The organism is Amycolatopsis oliviviridis (assembly GCF_014654365.1).
Classification (GTDB): Bacteria; Actinomycetota; Actinomycetes; order Mycobacteriales; family Pseudonocardiaceae; genus Amycolatopsis; species Amycolatopsis oliviviridis.
The window spans coordinates 692523-712524 of sequence record NZ_BNAY01000002.1 but is presented as its reverse complement, the minus strand read 5'-3'; the positions used below and the strand labels follow the sequence as shown (position 1 = coordinate 712524).

14 protein-coding genes are annotated in these 20002 nt (G+C 70.4%); 5 read left to right on the top strand and 9 right to left on the bottom strand.

Going from position 1 to position 20002, the window contains the following annotated elements; genetic code table 11:
* Positions 1–16: 16 nt before the first annotated feature.
* Positions 17–1468, bottom strand: coding sequence for a sodium:solute symporter family protein (locus IE302_RS10440; RefSeq protein ID WP_191254217.1), 1452 nt, complete (start codon positions 1466–1468; stop codon positions 17–19).
* 111 nt (positions 1469–1579) lie between these two features.
* Here IE302_RS10440 and IE302_RS10435 point away from each other — a divergent pair, with 111 nt between their 5' ends.
* From IE302_RS10435 to IE302_RS10420, 4 genes are read left to right on the top strand one after another with little or no spacing between them, the layout of a single operon-like run.
* On the top strand, positions 1580–3082 hold the full coding sequence (locus IE302_RS10435) for a PucR family transcriptional regulator (protein WP_191254215.1): 1503 nt from the start codon (positions 1580–1582) through the stop codon (positions 3080–3082).
* Positions 3083–3100: 18 nt separating this feature from the next.
* The gene (locus IE302_RS10430; protein WP_005156940.1) at positions 3101–3778 is read left to right on the top strand and encodes a response regulator transcription factor; all 678 of its coding nucleotides are present in this window, start codon (positions 3101–3103) and stop codon (positions 3776–3778) included.
* Positions 3775–4902, top strand: a complete 1128-nt coding sequence (locus IE302_RS10425) for a sensor histidine kinase (RefSeq protein WP_191254213.1) — start codon at positions 3775–3777, stop codon at positions 4900–4902. The genes IE302_RS10430 and IE302_RS10425 overlap by 4 nt, the downstream gene beginning before the upstream one ends.
* Before the next feature lie 26 nt (positions 4903–4928).
* The gene (locus IE302_RS10420; RefSeq protein ID WP_191254211.1) at positions 4929–5753 is read left to right on the top strand and encodes an aldo/keto reductase; all 825 of its coding nucleotides are present in this window, start codon (positions 4929–4931) and stop codon (positions 5751–5753) included.
* A gap of 81 nt (positions 5754–5834) precedes the next feature.
* Here IE302_RS10420 and IE302_RS10415 read toward each other — a convergent pair whose 3' ends face one another.
* The 3 genes from IE302_RS10415 to IE302_RS10405 all read right to left on the bottom strand — a co-directional run bounded on the left by IE302_RS10415 (position 5835) and on the right by IE302_RS10405 (position 11160).
* The gene (locus IE302_RS10415) at positions 5835–7448 is read right to left on the bottom strand and encodes a CehA/McbA family metallohydrolase domain-containing protein (RefSeq protein WP_191254209.1); all 1614 of its coding nucleotides are present in this window, start codon (positions 7446–7448) and stop codon (positions 5835–5837) included.
* Positions 7449–7813: 365 nt separating this feature from the next.
* The gene (locus IE302_RS10410) at positions 7814–9925 is read right to left on the bottom strand and encodes a 3-hydroxyacyl-CoA dehydrogenase NAD-binding domain-containing protein (RefSeq protein ID WP_191254206.1); all 2112 of its coding nucleotides are present in this window, start codon (positions 9923–9925) and stop codon (positions 7814–7816) included.
* Between the two features lie 2 nt (positions 9926–9927).
* Positions 9928–11160, bottom strand: coding sequence for a thiolase family protein (locus tag IE302_RS10405; RefSeq protein WP_005156956.1), 1233 nt, complete (start codon positions 11158–11160; stop codon positions 9928–9930).
* A gap of 194 nt (positions 11161–11354) precedes the next feature.
* Here IE302_RS10405 and bla point away from each other — a divergent pair, with 194 nt between their 5' ends.
* The gene (gene bla / locus IE302_RS10400; RefSeq protein ID WP_191254204.1) at positions 11355–12287 is read left to right on the top strand and encodes a class A beta-lactamase; all 933 of its coding nucleotides are present in this window, start codon (positions 11355–11357) and stop codon (positions 12285–12287) included.
* A gap of 142 nt (positions 12288–12429) precedes the next feature.
* Here the strand turns inward: bla and IE302_RS10395 are convergent, their stop codons facing one another.
* The 5 genes from IE302_RS10395 to IE302_RS10375 form a co-directional block, all read right to left on the bottom strand.
* Positions 12430–13017 carry a D-alanyl-D-alanine carboxypeptidase family protein gene (locus IE302_RS10395; protein ID WP_191254202.1) on the bottom strand — a complete coding sequence of 196 codons (588 nt, stop codon included), beginning with the start codon at positions 13015–13017 and terminating at the stop codon, positions 12430–12432.
* 349 nt (positions 13018–13366) lie between these two features.
* The gene (locus tag IE302_RS10390) at positions 13367–14998 is read right to left on the bottom strand and encodes an allophanate hydrolase (RefSeq protein ID WP_191254200.1); all 1632 of its coding nucleotides are present in this window, start codon (positions 14996–14998) and stop codon (positions 13367–13369) included.
* Positions 14995–18561 (bottom strand): urea carboxylase, encoded by a 3567-nt coding sequence (gene uca, locus IE302_RS10385; RefSeq protein ID WP_191254198.1) that lies wholly within the window; start codon positions 18559–18561, stop codon positions 14995–14997. The genes IE302_RS10390 and uca overlap by 4 nt, the downstream gene beginning before the upstream one ends.
* Positions 18558–19169: an urea amidolyase associated protein UAAP2 gene (locus IE302_RS10380; protein ID WP_191254196.1), complete on the bottom strand. Its 612-nt coding sequence runs from the start codon at positions 19167–19169 to the stop codon at positions 18558–18560. Before IE302_RS10380 ends, uca begins: the two co-directional genes overlap by 4 nt.
* On the bottom strand, positions 19166–19999 hold the full coding sequence (locus IE302_RS10375) for an urea amidolyase associated protein UAAP1 (RefSeq protein ID WP_191254194.1): 834 nt from the start codon (positions 19997–19999) through the stop codon (positions 19166–19168). The genes IE302_RS10380 and IE302_RS10375 overlap by 4 nt, the downstream gene beginning before the upstream one ends.
* Positions 20000–20002: the final 3 nt, after the last annotated feature.

Sequence of the window (20002 nt, the reverse complement as noted above, 5' to 3'; positions counted from 1 at the left end):
TTGGTGTGAAGGGGTTTCAGGACTGCGAAGAAGCGAGTTTCGCCTCTTCTTCTTCGGCGGCCGCACTGCCGTTCAGGCGGCGGGTCCACACGGTGAGGATCTCGTCCGAGGTACGCGGGGTGAAGAAGCTGACCACCAGGTACACCGCCAGGCTCGAACCGAGGCCCCAGTAGATCGGGCTGTTGGCTTCGACGCCGTCGACGAACATGAAGGTGATGACCACGACGGTGCCGACGACCATCGACGCGAGCGCGCCCTGACGGGTGCCGCGTTTCCAGGCCAGCCCGCCGATGATCGCGACCAGCAGGCCGCCGACGAGGATGTCGTAGGCGATGGTCAGCGCGTTGACGACGTCGTCCACGATCATCGCGATGCCGATCGCGACCAGACCGAGGACCAGGGTGGTGACGCGGTTCCTTGCGACCTCGTTGACGGCCTTCTTGAGGCCCAGCTTGGAAAGCAGGTCGGAGGTGCTGACCGTGGAGCAGGCGATGAGCGCGCCGCTCGCGGTCGACATCATCGCCGACAGCGCCGCCGCGAGCACCAGGCCGCGGATCCCGGCGGGCAGCTGCTGCTCGACGATGGTCGCGAACGCGTCCTGCGCGCTGGCGAGGTTCGGGTACAGCGCTTTGGCCGCGGTGCCGATCAGGGCGCCGGCGAGGCCGTAGACCAGGCAGTAGACACCGGAGATCACGCCGCCGCCGGTGGCGATGCCCGGCGTCCGCGCGGTGAACACGCGCTGCCAGATGTCCTGGCCGATCAGGAGCCCGAAGCTGTAGATGAGGAAGTAGGTGAAGATCGTGTCGCCGCCGATGGCGGTCAGCTCGAAGTAGCTCTCGTCCAGCCGCGCGGCCATCCCGTCGAAACCGCCCGCCGAGACGATCGAGACCGGCAGCAGGATCAGCAGGATGCCGATGGTCTTGATGACGAACTGGACGATGTCGGTCAGCGTGATCGACCACATGCCGCCGAGCACCGAGTAGAGCACCACGATCGAGCCGCCGATGGCGATGCCCGCCCAGCTGGGCACGTTGAAGAGGACCTTGAAGATGGTGGCGAACGCCAGCGTCGAGGTGACGGTCAGCATCAGCGTGTAGCCCCACATGACGACGCCGGAGATGGCGCTGGTGGAGCCGCCGTAGCGCAGGTCGAGCATCTCGCCGACGGTGTAGACGCGCAGCTTCACCAGCCGCCGCGCGAACAGCGTGTGGAGGACCAGGATGCCGACGCCGATCGCGATCACGAGCCAGGCGCCGGAGATGCCGTAGGTGTAGCCGAGCTTCACGCCGCCGACCGTCGAAGCGCCGCCGAGGACGACCGCGGACATCGTGCCCGAGTACATGAACCAGCCGAGGCGACGGCCCGCGACCAGGTAGTCGGACTTGGTCTTGGCGAGCCGCAGCCCGAACCAGCCGACCCCGATCATGCCCGCTATGTAGAGCGCGATCACCGCGTAGTCACCGGCCACGGTGTCCTCCTTGCCTTGGGGCTGTTCGCTTCGTTCGGGTCACCGTAGGTTCGTTCGCAGCTTGAACGACATGGGATGATCCATCCGAAGTCTTGTGAAAACGAGGATGGAATGACCCAAACCCACGATCCGCTCGACTCGGATGTGAATGTCCCGTTACGGGCCGTGGTCGGCAACCCGGAACTGGCACTCGACCCGGTCGTGGAGACCCTGCGGCCGGGCGCGCTCGACGCCCCGGTGCGCTGGGCGCACGTCAGCGAGCTGCGGGATCCGGCGCCGTACCTGCTCGGGGCGGAACTGCTGCTCACCGCCGGGGTGAACCTGCCGGAGGAGCCGCCCGAAATCGACCGTTATGTCCGGCGGCTTGCCGACAGCGGGATCTCCGCGCTGGGGTTCGGCCTCACCCCCGGCGCCTACGAGACGCTGCCGCCGCCGCTGCGGACGGCGTGTGTCCGGCACGGCCTCCCGCTCCTGATCGTCCAGCCGCGGACGCCGTTCCTGGCGATCAGCCGGGCGGTGTCGGTCGCGCTCGCCGAAGCCGGACAGCGGGAACAGCGGCGGATCGCGGTCGCGCGCGAGGCACTGACCCGGGCCGCCGGTGACGGGCTCGGCGAACTGGCGAGCGCGCTGGCCGGACGGCTGCGGGCGTGGGTGGCGCTGGTCGGCGTCGGCGACGTCCTCGCCGCGGACCACGGCGCGCCCTCGCCACTGCCCGCCGAGGTCCGGGAACTAGTCGCCACGCTGCGGACGGGCCGCGGGATCCGCAGCGCGACGACGGAACTGGCCGACGGTACGCACGTCGTCGCGCAGCCGGTGTACCCGCAGGCGACGGCGTCGCATCTGGTGGTGGTCGGCCGCGTCGCGCGATTCGACGGCGCGGATCGCTCGATCCTGTCGGTCGGGGCGGCGCTGCTCGGACTGGCGGGCCGCGCGGGTTCGGACGCGGCCGGGCTGGGCGCCACCGCCACGGCGTTGCTGCTGGGGGAGACCGACGTGGTGGGCGGGGACGAACGCCGCCTGGTCGCCGGGATCGCCTACCGGCGCGGCCCGAGCGAGGCCGCCGCGCGCTACGACTGGCTGCGCGCCCGGCTCGACACCCCGCTGGTGCGGCTGCTGCCCGGGCCGCGGTTCACCGCGATCGTCCGCGAGGCGCCGGAGATCGGCGACCTCGACCGGCTCCGCGCCGACGGCTGGCTCGCGGTCGTGGGCTCGCCCGTGCCACCCGAGCGGCTCCCCGACGCGGCGGGCGAAGTCGAGTTGCTGCTCGCGCGGGCCGGGGCGCTCGGACGGCCGGTGGTGGCGGAAGCGTCCGGGCTGGGACTGGACGCGCTGATCGCGCCGGACGCGGCGGCCGGGTTCGCCGCCCAGGCGCTGGCGCCGCTGCGCGAACTCGACCGGAAGGGCGACCGCGAACTGGTCGAGACGCTGCGGATCTGGCTCGCGCACCACGGCGGCTGGGACCGGACGGCCGCCGAACTGGGCGTGCACCGCAACAGCGTCCGGCACCGGATCGGGCAGATCGAACGGGCGCTGGGGGTGGATCTGGCGGATCCGGAGGTCCGGATGCGGCTGTGGTTCGCCCTCCGCTGGTCCAATCAGGTCACTCTCAGGTAAATATGGCAACGTAGGGTCGTGCGAATTCTGGTAGTCGAAGACGAAGAACCCCTCGCCGACGCGATCGCACGCGGCCTGCGGCGCGAGGGCATGGCGGTGGACATCGCGCTCACCGGTGACGACGGGCACGAGAAGGCCGCCGTCACCCGGTACGACGTCGTGCTGCTCGACCGCGACCTGCCCGGGATGTCCGGTGACGACCTGTGCCGCGAGATCGTCGCGTCCGGCGAGCTGACCCGGGTGCTGATGCTCACCGCGAGCAGTTCCGTTTCGGACCGCGTCGACGGGCTTTCCCTCGGCGCCGACGACTATCTCGCCAAGCCGTTCGCCTTCCCCGAACTCGTCGCGCGGGTGCGCGCGCTGGGCCGTCGCGCGACCCCGGCCGCGCCGCCGCTGCTGACTTCGGGTGACGTCGAACTGGACCCGGCGAGGCGGACCGTCCGCCGCGCGAGCGGCCCGGTCGAGCTGACCCGCAAGGAGTTCGGCGTGCTGGAGGTGCTGCTGTCGGCCGCCGGTTCGGTGGTCAGCAGCGAGGAACTGCTCGAACGGGTATGGGACGAGAACGCCGACCCGTTCACCACCACCGTCCGGGTCACCGTGATGACCCTGCGGAAGAAGCTCGGCGAGCCGGGCATCATCGAGACCGTCGTCGGCTCCGGTTACCGGGTGCCGGAGCAGGGGAACGCGCGGGGGTGAACCTGTCCGGTGCCCGCAGCCTGCGCGCGCGGGTCACGTTGCTCGCGACCGGGCTGGTGGCACTGGTCAGTGTCCTGTTGCTCTGGCTGACCTGGAACCTGGTCGGGGACGCCGTTTCCGCCGTCCCGCAGCTGCCGCCGGGCACCACCGTGCGGGTCGACGGCGTCGACGTCGACGCCTCCGCCGTCACCGAGCACCTGCGGGTCTACGCCCGGAACCGGGTACTGCTGTTCGGCGCGGTCGCCTTCTGTTTCGTCGTGCTGGCGGCGGGGATCCTCGCGTGGACGTTCACCGCGCGGGTCCTGCAGCCGCTGCGCGAGATCACCGGGACGGCGCGCCGCCTGTCGATCGAATCGATGGGGGAGCGGATCGGCGAGGTCCGCACCAAGGACGAACTCGCCGAACTGGCCGAGACCTTCGACGACATGCTCGACAGGCTGCAGGCCGCGTTCGACGCGCAACGGCACTTCGTCGCGAACGCCAGTCACGAATTGCGGACACCGCTCGCGGTCATCCGCACCGAACTCGACGTCACCCTGGCCGACGAGCACGCGGACGAAGCCGAATTACGCCGGATGGCCGGTGTCGTCCGTGACGCGACCGAGCGGGCCGAGCGGCTGGTCGGTTCGCTGCTGCTGCTCGCGCGCACGGACGGCGCGGGACTGGTCGCGCGGGAGCCGGTCGATCTCGCGGTGATCGTCGCGACCGCGTGGCGCGCGGCGCGCCCGGACGCGGAGAAACGCGGCCTCCGCGTCGAATTCGCGACCCCGGGGGCGCCGACGTTCGGCGATCCCGCGCTGCTGGAACGGATCGCGGGCAATCTGCTGGAGAACGCCGTGCGGCACAACGTCGACGGCGGCTGGCTGGACGTCGTCACGCAGGCTGGTCCACAGTGGTCGGTGCTGCGGGTGCGGTCGTCCGGCGGGCTGCTCGATCCGGCGGCCGTCCCAGAACTGTTCGAACCGTTCCGCCGCGCCGGCGTCGCCAGGACCGCCCGCACCGGCGCCGGGCTGGGGCTCTCGATCGTGCGGGCCGCGGTCCAGGCCCACGGTGGCACGGTGTCGGCGGAACCCGTTGTGGGCGGCGGTCTTTCGGTGACCGTCCACCTCCCCGCGCTGCCCTGACCCGGCCCCGGGGTTACGGTTCAACCATGGTGACCGGTATTCGGCTGAACAACGGAACGTCCCTGCCCCAGCTCGGGTTCGGGGTGTACAAGATCGGCGACGACGTGGTCGCCGGCGCGATCCGCACCGCCATCGAGGCGGGCTACCGCGCCATCGACACGGCGACCCTCTACGCCAACGAACGCGGCGTCGGCGATGCCGTCCGCACCAGTGGACTGCCGCGCGAGGAACTGTTCGTCACCACGAAACTGTGGAACACCGAGCACGGCTACGACTCGGCCTTGCGCGCCTTCGACACGAGCCTGGAGGAACTCGGCCTCGAGTACGTCGACCTGTACCTGATCCACTGGCCGCTGCCGTCGCAGGACAAATACGTGGAAACGTGGCGGGCGCTGGAAAAGATCGCCTCCGGCGGCCGGGCGAAGGCCATCGGCGTCTCGAACTTCCAGATCCCGCATCTGGAACGGCTGATCGAGGAGACCGGGACCGTCCCCGCGGTGAACCAGATCGAGTGCCACCCGTGGCTGCAGCAGCCGCTGCTGCGGGAGTTCCACGAAAAGCACGGGATCGCCACCGAGGCGTGGGGCCCGCTGGCGCGCGGCGGGGAGCTGCTCGCCGATGAGAAGATCACCACGATCGCGGAGAAGCACGGCAAGACGCCGGCGCAGGTCGTGCTGCGCTGGCACATCGAGATGAACCACCTGGTGATCCCGAAGTCCGTCACGCCGGAACGGATCAAAGCGAACATCGACGTCTTCGACTTCGCGCTCGACGCGCACGACACCGCCGCGATCGCGACCCTGGAGCAGGGGAAGCGGCTGGGCCCGGATCCGGACAGGCTGGGCGCGTAGGGCTTCCGGAAATGTCATGAAAGGGCCTTTCAGGACGAAAAACGTCCTGAAAGGCCCTTTCATGACATCCGCGAGAGACGGCTACCGCACGTCCACGAAGATCGGGTTCCCGTACAGCCACAGGTCTTCGAACGGGTTCGACTGCCCGATCACGTCCGCGCTCGGCTCGATCCCGCCGGGCACGTGCTTCCGGCCGTCCGTCCCGCGCGTCCGCACGAAGAACGGCTCGCGCACGTTACGGAAGGTGTGCCGGAAGGCGACCCGCCGCCCCGGTGCCCAGCGCGGTTCGAAGGAGCGGACCACCCGCGTGCCCGGGGCGGTCTGCGCGTCACGGTCGGCGGCCGGGCCGGTCACCGGACCGGACACGAGGTCGAGCCGTGCGAGGCGGGGGATCGAGCCGCCGCCGTTGGGGCGGGCCGCCAGCTTCGCCGAGACGACGATCGTGACGTCGTCCCCGCGCCGGACCCGGAGCCTGCCGCCCATCGTGGCCGAGCTCCAGCCGCTGTACGCGCCGAACTCCAGTTCCTGCGCGAGCCCGCCGTGCACCACCCAGACCCGTCCCGCGCGCAGGCCTTCCAACACGCCTTCGTGGCTTCGGCGGGTCACACCGACGACGGTCCGGCTGAACTCGGCGGGCGCGAAGTCCGCGTACGGGGGCAGGGTCTGCGGAACACCGGTGTCGATCGGGTCCGGGTAGCTGCCGTGCTCGTCGTAGTAGCCGTCGGGGACGCCCGGTCGGACGAGGGTGTCGCCGCGGTTGTAGTGCGAGTCGGAGTTGCTGGTGATCCACCACGGCTTTCCTTCGGCCAGCAGCGAATCCCAGAGCCCGCCGACGGTCGCGGTGCTCCAGTCGAACCCGCCGTAGGTGCGGTAGGCCGACGCCGGGAAGCCCGGCCACGAGTTCGAACCGGGGGAGTTGCCGTACCCGCCGCGCGCGCCACCGCCGCTTCCGAGCGGCTTCGGGAAGCCGTCGGCCTGCGCTCCCGGCGCGCCCTCCATGCCGATGACGATGCCAGGCGCGGCGTCGCGCAGCGCGCGGATCTCGTGCGGTGCGACCCGGCCGTTGCGCAGCGGATGGTTGATCACCACCACCGGCGCGTGGATCCGGCGGGCCCGCTCTTCGGCGGCCAGCCAGCGGATCGCCTTGACGGCCAGCGCCTCGTTGTCCGGCGTGCCCGGTTCGGTCCCGGTCAGCCGCCAGTCGAAGGCCCGCTCGAACTCGCGCAGCTTCGCGGCCTGGTCCGCGCCCGCCTGGAAGAACAGGGTCGCGTGCTCGGCGCCCGGCACGTTCCACTCCATGCCCTGCCACAGCAGGAGATCACGGTGTTCGCGCTGCGCCGCCCGGATCGCGGCGTTCGTCCGCTCCACCGACGACTTCTCGTGCGACGCGTGGCCGTGATCGGTGATCACCGCCCAGTCCGCCCCGTGGCGCCGGGCGCCGTCGGCGATTCCGTCCACTGTGTACATCGCGTCGTAGGAGTACTGCGTGTGGATGTGGTGATCGCCCACCAGCCACTGGTAGCGGTCCCGGCCGAAGAGCCAGGAGAGATCGATGCCGAGATCGAGGTCGAGGTTCAGATCGAGGGCTTCCGCCGGCGCGGCGGCGGCGAGCGGCGCACCCGCGGCCGCGGCGGAGACGAGGCCCGCGCGCTTGAGGAATCCGCGGCGGTCCACGCCCGGTTTTTCGCTGTTCACCGGCCGCACGCTAAAGAGCCTCGCTGAACGGGCGATGTCCGGACGGCCAACGAACGGCGCCGTGTGATGATCGTCCCTGTGGAAGAAGACCCAGAGCGTCCCGCCGGTCGCTCAGGGTGAAACGCTGAAAGCCCGGCTCCCCGGAGGATGGCAGGGGAGCCGGGCCTCCCGGCTAGAAGTCCCGGTTGGCGATCTTCTTCATCGGGTTTCCTCCCAGTTCTCTTCAGTCTTCCCCAGTGCCTGGGAAACCAGGCGTAGGCCGAGTGTTCCGGAAATCGCAGGACGGCGCCACAAAACTCACGAAAAACGCACAAGGCCACCGTCGGCGATCGGGGGATCGCCGACGGTGGCCTTGTGCGCAGGGCTCAGGAGAGCGGCACGCTCGCCACACCCGGGGCCAGGAACGACTTGCCGTTGACCTTCTCGGACACGCCCGCCCGGTCCAGGTACGGCGTGATGCCGCCCAGCCAGAACGGCCAGCCCGCGCCGAGAATCAGGCACAGGTCGATGTCCTGCGCCTCGGCGACCACGCCCTCGTCGAGCATGATCCGGATCTCCTCGGCGATCGCGGCCAGCGCGCGATCACGCACCTGCTCGGACGTCGACGGCGAGTCGCCGCGCTGCCAGAGCTCGTCCACCTCCGGGTCGACGGTGGCGTTGCCCTTGTCGTCCCACTGCCAGACGCCCTTCTTGCCCGCCTTGACGAAGCGGTCGAGGTTCTCGCTGACGGTGAACCGGTCCGGGAACGCCCCGTGCAGGGTTTCCCCGACGTGCAAGGCGATCGCCGGGCCGACCAGCTGCATCAGCGTCAGCGGGGTCATCGGCAGGCCCAGCGGCTCCAGCGCCTTGTCCGCGACCTCGAAGGGCGTGCCCTCGTCGACGGTCACCAGCACCTCGCCGAGGAACCGCAGCAGCAGCCGGTTGACCACGAACGCGGACGCGTCCTTGACCAGCACGCTCGACTTCTTGAGCTGCTTGCCGAGCGCGAACGCGGTGGCCAGCGCGGCGTCGTCGGTCTTCTCCGCGCGGACGATCTCCAGCAGCGGCATGACCGCGACCGGGTTGAAGAAGTGGAACCCGACCACGCGCTCGGGGTGCTTCAGCTGCGACGCCATCGCGGTGATCGAAAGCGACGAGGTGTTCGTCGCCAGGATCGCCTCGGGGGAGACGTACTTCTCCAGGTCGGCGAACACCTTCTGCTTGACGCCCAGTTCCTCGAACACCGCCTCGATCACGAAGTCGGCGTCGGCGAAGGCGGACTTGTCGAGCGAGCCGGTGACGAGCGCCTTCAGCCGGTTCGCGCCGTCCGGCGAAACCCGCTTCTTGGCCAGCAGCTTGTCGATCTCACCGTGCACATAGGACACACCCTTGTCGACCCGCTCCTGGTCGACGTCGGTGAGCACCACGGGCACCTTGAGGCGGCGGACGAACAGCAGCGCCATCTGGCTGGCCATCAGGCCCGCGCCGACGATGCCGACCTTGTTCACCTTGCGCGCCAACGACTTGTCCGGCGCGCCCGCCGGCCGCTTGGCGCGCTTGTTGACCAGGTTGAACGAGTACAGCCCGGCGCGCAGCGTGTCGTCCATGAGCAGTTCGGCGAGGCCGTCGGTCTCGGCCGCGTAGCCGCGGTCGAGGTCGTTCTCACGGGCCAGCTCCAGCAGCTCGACGGCCTTGGTCGCGCCGGGGGACGCGCCCTTCGTCCGTCCGTCCACAATGGCCTTGGCGCGGCCGATCGCGGCGTCCCAGCCCGCGCCGCGGTCGATCTCGCGGCGGGCGGGGGTGATCTCGCCGTTGACGACCTTCGCCAGCCACAGCAGGGACTGTTCGAGGTAGTCGGCCGAACCGAAGACCTCGTCGACGATGCCGAGCTCGGCCGCCTGCGCGACCTTCAGCATCTTGTTCTGCGCCAGCGCGTTCTCGATGATCACGGTGACCGCGGCGTCCGGCCCGATCAGGTTCGGCAGCAGCTGCGTGCCGCCCCAGCCCGGGAACAGGCCGAGGAAGACCTCGGGGAACGCGATCGCGGCGGTGTTCTCCGAAAGCGTGCGGTAGTGGCAGGAGAGCGCGAGTTCGAGCCCGCCGCCCATCACCGCGCCGTTGATGAACCCGAACGTCGGGATCTCGGTTTCGGTGAGGCGCCGGAAGACGTCGTGCCCGGTCTGCGCGATCTCCCGCGCCAGCGCCGGATCCGCGACCGCTTCGACACCGGAGAGGTCGGCGCCGACGGCGAAGATGAACGGCTTGCCGGTGACCGCGATCGCGGGGGGCTCCGCGGCGAAGGCGGTGTCGATCGCGGCGTTGAGGCTCACCAGGCCCTGCGGGCCGAAGGTGTTCGGCCGGGTGTGGTCGTGGCCGTTGTCCAGGGTGATCAGCGCGACGGGCTTGTCGAGCCCGGGCACCTTCACCAGACGCGTGACCGCGTTCGTGACGACTTCGTCGGGGAAGGCGGCTTTCGCCTGCTCAGCGGTGAAAGTCATGGCTACTTGGCCCCCTCGAACGCCGGGTTCTCCCAAATGACGGTGCCGCCCATGCCGATGCCGATGCACATGGTGGTCAGGCCGTAGCGCACGTCGGGGCGCTCGGCGAACTGACGCGAAAGCTGCGTCATCAGCCGGACCCCGGAGGACGCGAGCGGGTGACCGCAGGCGATCGCGCCGCCCCACTGGTTGACGCGGGGATCGTCGTCGGCGATGCCGAAGTGGTCGAGGAACGCGAGCACCTGGACGGCGAACGCCTCGTTGATCTCGAACAGGCCGATGTCGTCGATCGACAGGCCGGTGCGCGCGAACAGCTTCTCGGTGGCGGGCACCGGGCCGATGCCCATGACCTCCGGCTCGACACCGGCGAAGGAGTAGCCCACCAGGCGCATGCCGATCGGCAGGCCGAGTTCGCGGGCGGTGTCCTCGTCGGCGAGCAGCGCCGCGGTGGCGCCGTCGTTGAGACCGGCCGCGTTGCCCGCGGTGATCCGGCCGTGCGGGCGGAACGGCGTCTTCAGCCCGGCGAGCTGCTCGACGGTGGTGCCCGGGCGCGGCGGCTCGTCCTCGGTAGCGAGACCCCAGCCCAGTTCCTTCGAGCGGGTGGCGACCGGGACCAGCTCGGGGCCGATCTTGCCGGTCTTCACGGCCTCGGCGTACTTCTCCTGGCTGCGCGCGGCGAAGGCGTCGGTGCGCTGCTTGGTGATCGCCGGGAACCGGTCGTGCAGGTTCTCCGCGGTCTGGCCCATGACGAGTGCCGTCGGGTCGACCAGCTTGTCGGCGATGATGCGCGGGTTCGGGTCCACGCCCTCGCCCATCGGGTGGCGGCCCATGTGCTCGACGCCGCCGGCGATGGCGATGTCGTAAGCGCCGAAACCGATCCCGCTCGCGGTCGTGGTGACCGCGGTCATCGCGCCCGCGCACATCCGGTCCAGCGCGAATCCGGGCACCGACTTCGGCAGGCCCGCGAGCAGCGCGGCGGTGCGGCCGATGGTCAGGCCCTGGTCCCCGATCTGGGTGGTGGCGGCGATCGCCACCTCGTCGACGCGCTCCGGCGGCAGCTCAGGGTGCCGGCGCAGCAGTTCACGGATGGCGTTGACGACGAGGTCGTCGGCACGGGTGCCGGCGTACATGCCCTTTTCGCCTGCCTTGCCGAAGGGCGTTCGCACCCCTTCGACGAAGGCGACATTGCGTACCGACCGCGCGTTCGGCGCGAGCGGTGTTGCTCCTGCGGCCACGAATGCTCCTGAAGTAGAGGTAGTCCTGACCGCACCCTAGCCCCGGTTACCCGTCGGTAACCAGGTTGGTGGCCCGGTCGAGTGGGGGAAGGCACACTCCCGTGTCCGAGCGGGGCGCGGTCCTCGGCCGCTTGGCCGATCCGGCCGGCGTGGAGAAGTTGCTATGTTCGAAGTGATCAGGGGGAGGGATCACGATGACTACGCCGGGGCCGGCCGTCACCCGTCGTGCGCTTCTGGGGATGGCGGTCCTCGTGCCGCTGGCCGCCTGCACCCGCGCGACCTCGCCGCCGCCGTCGTCCGACCCCGTGCCGCCACCGCCGCCGCCACCGCCGCCGTCGTCCACCCGGCAGTTCCACGATCGGTTGCTGGAGCTGGAGAAGAAGTTCGACGCGAGGCTCGGCGTGTACGCACTCGACACCGGGGGCGGTGGCACGATCGAGCACCGCGCGGACGAGCGGTTCGCGTTCTGCTCGACGTTCAAAGGGGTCGCGGCCGCCGCGGTCCTGCAGCGCAATCCGTTGTCACACCTGGAAACCCGGGTCAGCTACTCCCGGGACGACCTGATGAAGCACGCCCCGGTCACCGGACAGCACGTGGCGACCGGGATGACGATCCGCCAGCTGTGCGACGCCGCCATCCGGTACAGCGACGGCACGGCGGGCAACCTGCTGCTGCGGGATCTGGGCGGCCCCGCCGAACTGACGGCGTTCACCCGCGGCCTCGGCGACACCGTCACGCGCATGGACCGGATCGAACCGCTGATCACCGAGGCCACCCCGGGCGATCCGCGCGACACCACCACGCCGCGGGCGTTCGGGACCGACTATCAGCGGATCCTGCTGGGTGACACGCTGGAGAGCGGCAAACGCGACTTCCTCCGCGATCTGCTCCAGCGCAACGCCACCGGCGCCGAACGGATCCGCGCGGGCCTGCCGCCCGGCTGGACCATCGCCGACAAGACCGGGACCGGTGACTACGGAACGCTGAACGACATCGCCGTCGTGTGGCCGCCGGGCAAGGCACCGATCGTCCTGGCCGTCATGTCCAGCAAGGCGGCGAAAGACGCTCCGTACGACCAGGCGTTGCTCGCGGAGGCCGCGAAGTACGTGGCCGAGAAGCTAGCGTGACGGAACCCGGAACGCGCGTGTTCGGAGCCGTATCTCGCGTGTCTGAAGGCGGAACTCACGTGCTTGGAGCCGGAACTCACGTGCTTGGACGAGTTCCGCCTTCAAGCACGCGAGTCCCGCGTCCGATCACGCGAGTAGCGCGTTAGTTGCCGGTGGCGCTGGGGAGCAGGGCGGGACAGCCGCCGGTGATCCAGGCCGGGTCGTACTCGAAGTGCCACTTCTCGTTGTCGTAGCGGCGGCACCAGCCGAGCGCGCCGCCGTTCTTGTCCACCCAGGAGGCCGAGTTCAGCGGCTGGATGTCGACGGCGATTCCCTTGACGTGCATGGACGTCTCCGGCTGCAGCGCCCACTTCTTGGCCTGCTCCACGGAACCGAACCGCTCGACGGCCTTGTCGAACTCGCGCTGCTGCTGGGCCCGGCTGCGTTTGCCGTCGTTCACGCAGAGGGTGATGTTCTGCGCCTTGGCCTTGGCGAGCAGGGCTTTCCACGCCTCGACCACATCCGGGCGCATACCGGAGGTCGCCTCGTCGACGTACCGTTTGTCGACGGCGCACGTCGGGCCGGAATCAGGGCCGGGGACCTCTTCGAGGATCGCGAGCGGCTGCCCGTTCACCTGCTTGACTGCGAAGCCTGTGGCGCCCAGCGTCACCATCGCGATCCCGACGAGGCCCAGCGCCACGAGCACGCTGATCGCGGTCCTGCGGCTGGAGGTGGATGTGGTGGACACCACTCCGAAGCTACCTCGCGCCTGGCGGGCCGCCAGGGTTTGTGACGTTGTTCCCAGAATGCCGCGGCAAGCCAACCAAACCGGAAACACGCTGGTCCAGGTGGTCTGACCGTTGGTCCGTGAAGGCCTCCTTGCCTACCCTGAAGGTAGTGAAGGACCCCTTCCCTCGGCTCAGCCGAGGAAACTCGACCTTCACGCCTTGTGAGGTACATGAAGGCCCCCTTCCTTGCGCCTAGCGCAAGGAAGGGGGCCTTCATGTACCGCAGGTGGGCGAGCGCCGGTACCGAGTCGGTCCAGGTGGTCGTGAGTGCTTTGGGCCGTTCTAACGACACTTTCACTCACGACCGGAGGCTCAGCGGCTCAGGTACCCGAGCCACCCTCCGTACGACGTGATGTCCTCCGCCCCCTCCACCGCGGCCGGTTCACAAACGAACCCGGACACCTCGCTCCCGTCGGCCAGCCGCACCTTCCCGATCGCCAGCGGCGCCGGAACGCCCGCCACGAACTCGCCGAACCCGGCCATGGGCAGGTCCCAGACCTCGGCTTCGATCGCAGAGCCGTCAGGGCCGTCAGAGCCACCCGGGCCGACCCGCACGAGACCGGGCTTGGGCGGCACGGTGTCCAGCGCGTACAGCCGGTACTCGGCCGCCGTCGGCCCCGCCGCGACGAACCGGCCACCCCGTGACGTCAGTTCGTGGTTCAGCGGCTGTCCGCGCAGATGCGCGCCGACGACGGCGATCCGCGTCCGCCGCGGCACCAGGCGGGCGACGTCGGCGAGGATCCGGTCGGCGTTCGCGGCACCGACCAGCATCACCCCGAACGGCAGCCCGCCGACGGTCCCGGCGGGCACGGCCAGCGACGACAGGCCCAGCAGGTTCGTCGAGTTCGTGAACCGGCCCAGCCGGGCGTTCACGCCCAGCGGATCGGCCTCGACCTCGGCGATCGTCGGATGCTCCGTCGTCGTGGGCAGCAGAACGCAGTCCACAGAGGACAGAACGGCGGACGCTTCCTGTGAGAGACCGCTGAGTGTCGCGAGGTCACTGAACACCCGGTGCGCCGGGATGTCCTTGGCCGCACTGATGATCTGCCGCACGGCCGGATCCACGGCGTCCGGGTGCGCGTCGATGAATTCGCCTGCCGCCGAATACCGCTCGGCCACGAAAGCGCCCTCGTACAGCAGGCGCGCCGCGGCCAGGAACGGCGATATGTCGACAGTGACCAGCTCCGCGCCCGCCTCGCCAAAAGAGCGAGCCGCGGCGGTGAACGCTTCGGCCCAGCCGTCCTGGAGAGGCCCCAGCTCCAGAGGTACACCGATCCGGAAAGGACGGTGCACGACCGGGAGGTCCCGGGGCTCGCTCAGGCAGGCGAACGCGGCCGTCGCCTCGTCGACCGTCCGCGCGAACACGGTCACGCAGTCGATGCTCGCGCACGCGGGCACGACACCGGTCGTCGGCAGCAGCCCCCGCGTCGGTTTCAGGCCGACGATCCCGTTGAACGCCGCCGGGACCCGGCCGGAGCCCGCGGTGTCGGTGCCCAGCGCGAGATCCGCGATCCCGAGCGCCACCGCGACCGCCGACCCCGAACTCGACCCGCCCGACACGTACGCCGGGTCGATCGCGTTCCGGACCGCGCCGTGCGGACTGCGCGTGCCGACCAGCCCGGTCGCGAACTGGTCCAGATTGGTCGTGCCGAGGATCAGCGCCCCGGCCGCGCGCAGCCGCGCCACCACCGGCGCGTCCTCACCCGGCAGGTACGCGTACTCGGGGCAGGCCGCCGTCGTCGGCAGCCCGGCGACGTCGATGTTGCCCTTGACCGCGGCGAGTTTCCCGTACAGCGGCAAGGATTCCCCGGCCGCGCGACGAGCATCCAGGTTCTCCGCGTCGGCGAGCACGTCCGCTTCGGGGCGCAGGTCGATCCAGATCTCGGGCCGGTCGACCCGTGCGATCCGGTGATACGCGGCGCGCACCCGCTCCGTCACGCTCATCCCGCGCTCCTTCCCAGAACCACCAGCGGCGTGCCGGGGGCGACCTGATAGCCGGGCGAGACGAGCACGTCGACGACCTCCCCGGCGGCGGGCGCGGGGATCCGCGCCTCGGTCTTCATCGCTTCGAGGATCACCAGCGTCTCCTCCGCACCCACCTTCTTGCCGGGCTCGACGTCCACTCGCCACACGGTCGCGGCGAACGGCGCCTCGACGACGTGCCCACCGGGCGGGGCCTCGACCTTCGTGGTCGGGACCTTCGCCCCGGTCGGTTCCGGCCGCGGGTCGAACTCGCCCGCCGCCGCCCAGGCCTGCCGCTCGGCCTCGAACGCCGCGCTCTGCTTCTCCCGGAACGCGGCGATGTCGGCGGCGTTGTCGGCCAGGAACCGCTCGTGATCCGCCAGCGCGAACTCGCCGTCGGTGATGTCGAGTTCCAGTTCCCCCGCCGAGCTCTGGGCCCGCAGGTCCAGCAGTTCCTCGGCGGTCACCGGGTACCAGGAGATCCGGTCGAAGAACCGCAGCAGCCAGGGTGAACCCGGTTCGAAGGAGCCACGCTGCCGCCAGCCGCTCCACACCTGCACGGTCCGCCCGACGAACTGGTATCCGCCGGGGCCCTCCATCCCGTAGATGCAGAGATACGAACCGCCGATGCCGACCGAGTTCTCCGCCGTCCACGTGCGTGCCGGGTTGTACTTGGTGGTGACCAGCCGGTGCCGCGGGTCCAGCGGAGTGGCCACCGGCGCGCCGAGATAGACGTCGCCGAGGCCCAGCACCAGATATTCCGCGTCGAACACCGTGCGGTAGACGTCGTCCACACTGGACAGACCGTTGACGCGCCGGATGAACTCGATGTTCCACGGGCACCACGGCGCGTCGTCGCGCACCCCCGCCATGTACCGCTCGATCGCCTCGCGCGTCGCCGGGTCGTCCCACGACAACGGCATCCGCACGGTGCGGCTCGGCACCACGAGATCGCCGGTGCGCGGCAGATCGTGCTCCACCTCCTGCACGAGCCCGAGCAGTTTCGGGACCGGCAGGACGTCCGGGTCGACATGGACCTGCAGCGAGCGGATGCCCGGGGTCAGGTCGACGACGCCGTCGAGTCCTTCCGCGCCCAGCCGGTCGGCGAGGGCGTGGACCCGCATCCGCAGGGCCAGGTCGAGTTTCATCGGCCCGTACTCGATCAGCAGGTTGTCGTCGCCGCTGCGCCGGTAGGTGACCTCGGGGTTCTCGTCCGATGTGGACAGACGGCCGAGGATGCCGCCGTCGTCGATCGGCTTCCGGGTCGCCTTGACCGCCGCGCCCGGCGAGGTGCGCAGCGCACCGGCGTGCTCGATGGTGATCGGCACGAACCGCACGGTGTCGCCCGGCCGCAGCTGGCCGAGCTTCCAGCGCTGCCCGGTCACCACGGTCGCCGGGCAGACGAACCCGCCGAGGCTCGGCCCGTCCGGGCCCAGCAGGATCGGCAGGTCGCCGGTGTAGTCCACGGCGCCGATCGCGTACGGCGTGTCGTGGATGTTCGACGGGTGCAGCCCCGCCTCGCCGCCGTCTTCCCGCGCCCAGCGTGGCCGGGGCCCGACGAGCCGGACACCGGTCCGGGCGGAGTTGAAGTGCACCTCCCAGTCGGTCGCGTAGAACGTCTCGACGTCGTCCGGGGTGAAGAACTCCGGCGCGGCGTGCGGTCCCTCGGACGCGCCGATCTCCCAGTGCGTCGCGAACACCGGGCGGTCGGCCTCCGGGACCGGGCCCGCGACCGCGTGCTCCGGAGCAGGCCCGGGGGAGAGGACGTCGCCGGTCGCCAGCGCGCGACCGGCGTGCCCGCCGAAACCGCCGAGCGTGAACGTCGCCGCGCTTCCCAGGAAGTCCGGTACGTCGATCCCGCCACGGACGAGGACGTACGCGCGGAGCCCGGCGGTGCCGGTGCCCACGTCGAGCACGCTGCCGGCGGGCACCTCGACCGGCGTCCACTGGGGAACTTCGCGGCCGTCGACGGTGACCGGGGACGGGGATCCCGTGACGCAAACGATTGCGTCATCGGTGAACCTCAGCGAGACACCGTCCACAGTGCACTCCAGGCCCGGCGCGCCTTCGGGATTACCGAGCGCGCGGTTGCCCAGGCGCAGCGACAGATCGTCCATCGGCCCGTTCGGCGGGACACCCACGTGCCAGAACCCCAGCCGTCCCGGCCAGTCCTGGACGGTGGTCATCGTGCCGCCCCGCAGGACCTCGATCCGCGGTTCGGGATCGGTGATCGTGTCGAGCGTCGCGGTGTCGTGCGTGACGTCGTGCAGCCGCCGATCCGCGGCGACCGCGCGCAGCTGCCCGAGATTCGTGCGCACCCCGTCCACCCGGCTCTCGCCGAGCGCGGCGCCCAGCGCGGCTAGGGCTTCGGCGCGGTCCGCGCCGACGGTGATCACCTTGGCGAGCAGCGGGTCGTAATGCGTCGTCACCTTCGCGCCGGCTTCGACCCAGGTGTCGACCCGGACATCGTCGGGGAAGTCGGCGCGGGTCAGCAGCCCCGCGCTCGGCCGGTGCCCGGCGGCCGGATCCTCGGCGTAGACCCGTACCTCGACGGCGTGCCCGCGCGGTTCCGGCGTGCCGGCGAACATCCCGGTGTCGCCGTCGGCGAGCCGGAGCATCCATGCGACGAGGTCGATGCGATAGACCGCCTCGGTCACCGGGTGCTCGACCTGCAGCCGCGTGTTGACTTCGAGGAACGCGGCTTCCTCACGATCCGGGTCGTAGATGAACTCGACCGTCCCGGCCGACCGGTAGCGCACCGAAGCGCAGAGTTCGACGGCGGCCGAGACCAGCTTCTCCCGCACCGCTTCGGGAAGCCCCGGGGCGGGGCACTCTTCGAGCACCTTCTGATTGCGCCGCTGCAGCGTGCAGTCCCGCGTGCCCAGCGCCAGCACCTCACCCGCGCCGTCGCCGAACACCTGGACCTCGACGTGCCGCGCGTGGGTCACGAGCCGTTCGAGGAACACGCCCGAGGTCGAGAAGCTCTTGGCGGCGATGCTCTGCACCGCGTCCCAGGCGTCGCGCAACTCGTCGATGCCGGCGCAGGCGCGCATGCCGATCCCGCCGCCACCGCCGGTGGCCTTGAGCATCACCGGGTAGCCGATCGAGGCGGCCGCAGTCTCGGCGTCGGCGAGGGTGTCCAGCAGTCCGGTGCCCGGCAGCAGCGGGACACCGGCCTCGACGGCCTTCTCCCGTGCGGTGTGCTTGCTGCCGAAGACTTCAAGGTGGTCCGCTGCCGGACCGGCGAACCGGATGCCGGCCGCTTCCACCGCCCTGGCGAACGCGGCGTCCTCGGACAGGAAGCCGTAGCCGGGATGGATCGTGTCCGCGCCGGTCTTCAGCGCGGCTTCGATGAGGGCGTCGGCGAGGAGGTAGCTCTCCCTCGCCGGCGCCGGGCCGAGGCGTACGGCTTCGTCGGCAAGCCGTACGTGCGCGGCCGTGCGGTCGGCGTCGGAATAGACGGCGACCGTCGGAATGCCCATCTCCCTTGCGGTCCGGATGATCCGGACCGCGATTTCCCCCCGGTTGGCGACGAGCAGTTTCACGCGTCACCGCCGGTGACGATCATGCGGACCGGAGTCGGGTCGAATCCGTTGCACGGGTTGTTGATCTGCGGGCAGTTCGACACCAGTACCAGGACGTCGGTTTCGGCACGCAGTTTTACCTCCATGCCGGGCGCGGAGATGCCGTCGACGATACCGAGCGTGCCGTCCTGTTCGACCGGCACGTTCATGTACCAGTTGACGTTGCTGACCAGATCCCGTTTGCCGAGACCCCATTTCGCGCCCTCGGTCAGGAAGTTCTCGACACAGGCGTGCTGGTACCGCGTGTGCTGCCCGTAGCGGAGGCTGTTGGACTCCTTGCTGCAGGCGCCGCCGATCGTGTCGTGCCGTCCGCAGGTGTCCGCGACGACGGTCAGCAGCGGAGCGCCCTCGCCGGTGCGCAGTACGCTGCCGGTGGTGAGGAAGATGTTGCGCTGGGCCGAAATCGTTGCCGCCGCGCTGTATCTCTTCGCCGTGTCGGCCGCGTCGTAGCAGAGGAAGTCGACGGCCTGGTTGCCGCCGAGGTCGATGATCGCGAGTGTCTCGCCCTTGCGCAGCACGGTGGAATACGGTGCCCGCGCGGCTACTTCGGTGTCGGAAACGATGGTCATGCCAGGCCCCTAGCGGTGAGGTAGTCGGCGGTGTTCTCGAAGGCGCGCTGTGCCTCGGGTGACGCTGTCCACTCAGGACTGTCCGGTGTGGATGGTTCGCTTCGCTGGGCGAAGACGCGCAGCGGGGTGACCGTGTAGTCCGGGCGCGGGTCGAGCGGATGCGCCACGTTGGCGATCAGGACGACGACCGGGAGTTCGGTGCGCAGGACTACGGACTTGCCCGCTCCGGCCGAACCGGTGAAGGTCAGGCCGCCGTCGGTCTCGACGTGGACGCCCTGGAAGAAGGACAGGCTCGGCGGGAGATCGCGCGGGCCGAGGCCGTGTTTGGCCGCGGCGAGGGTGAACAACGCGTTCCCCGACGGCGAGGCGCCCTGCGGGCTCCCGTCACCGTACCGTTCGGCGTTGCCGTCCACAGTGGACGTTCCGCAGAGGGCGTCGTGCTTGCCGCTCTCGTCGGTGACGACGGTCGCGAGCACCCGCGCCTGGTCCGACAGCAGCGCGATCGACTCGCCGAGATAGGCGTTCCACTGGACCTTCACCGTGTCGGCGACGTTCAGCCGCTCCCACGGTTGATCGGCGTTGAACAGCAGCAGATGCGCGCAGGCGTCGCCGTCGACGTCGGTCAGCCGCAGTTCGGTGCCGCGGGCGAGGACCTTGTGGGTGTAGCCGCCGCCGGCGACGGTCTCGGCCCAGACCAGCTTCGCCGGGTCGATCCCGGACGGCGGATCCGGCCAGCCGGACGCGGGGATGGCAGGCATGGCTTCGGTCACCGTGCCCGCCTGGGCACGGGCGTGGTCGCGAGCGCCGTACGTGGTCGATGTCGTGCTCATGGA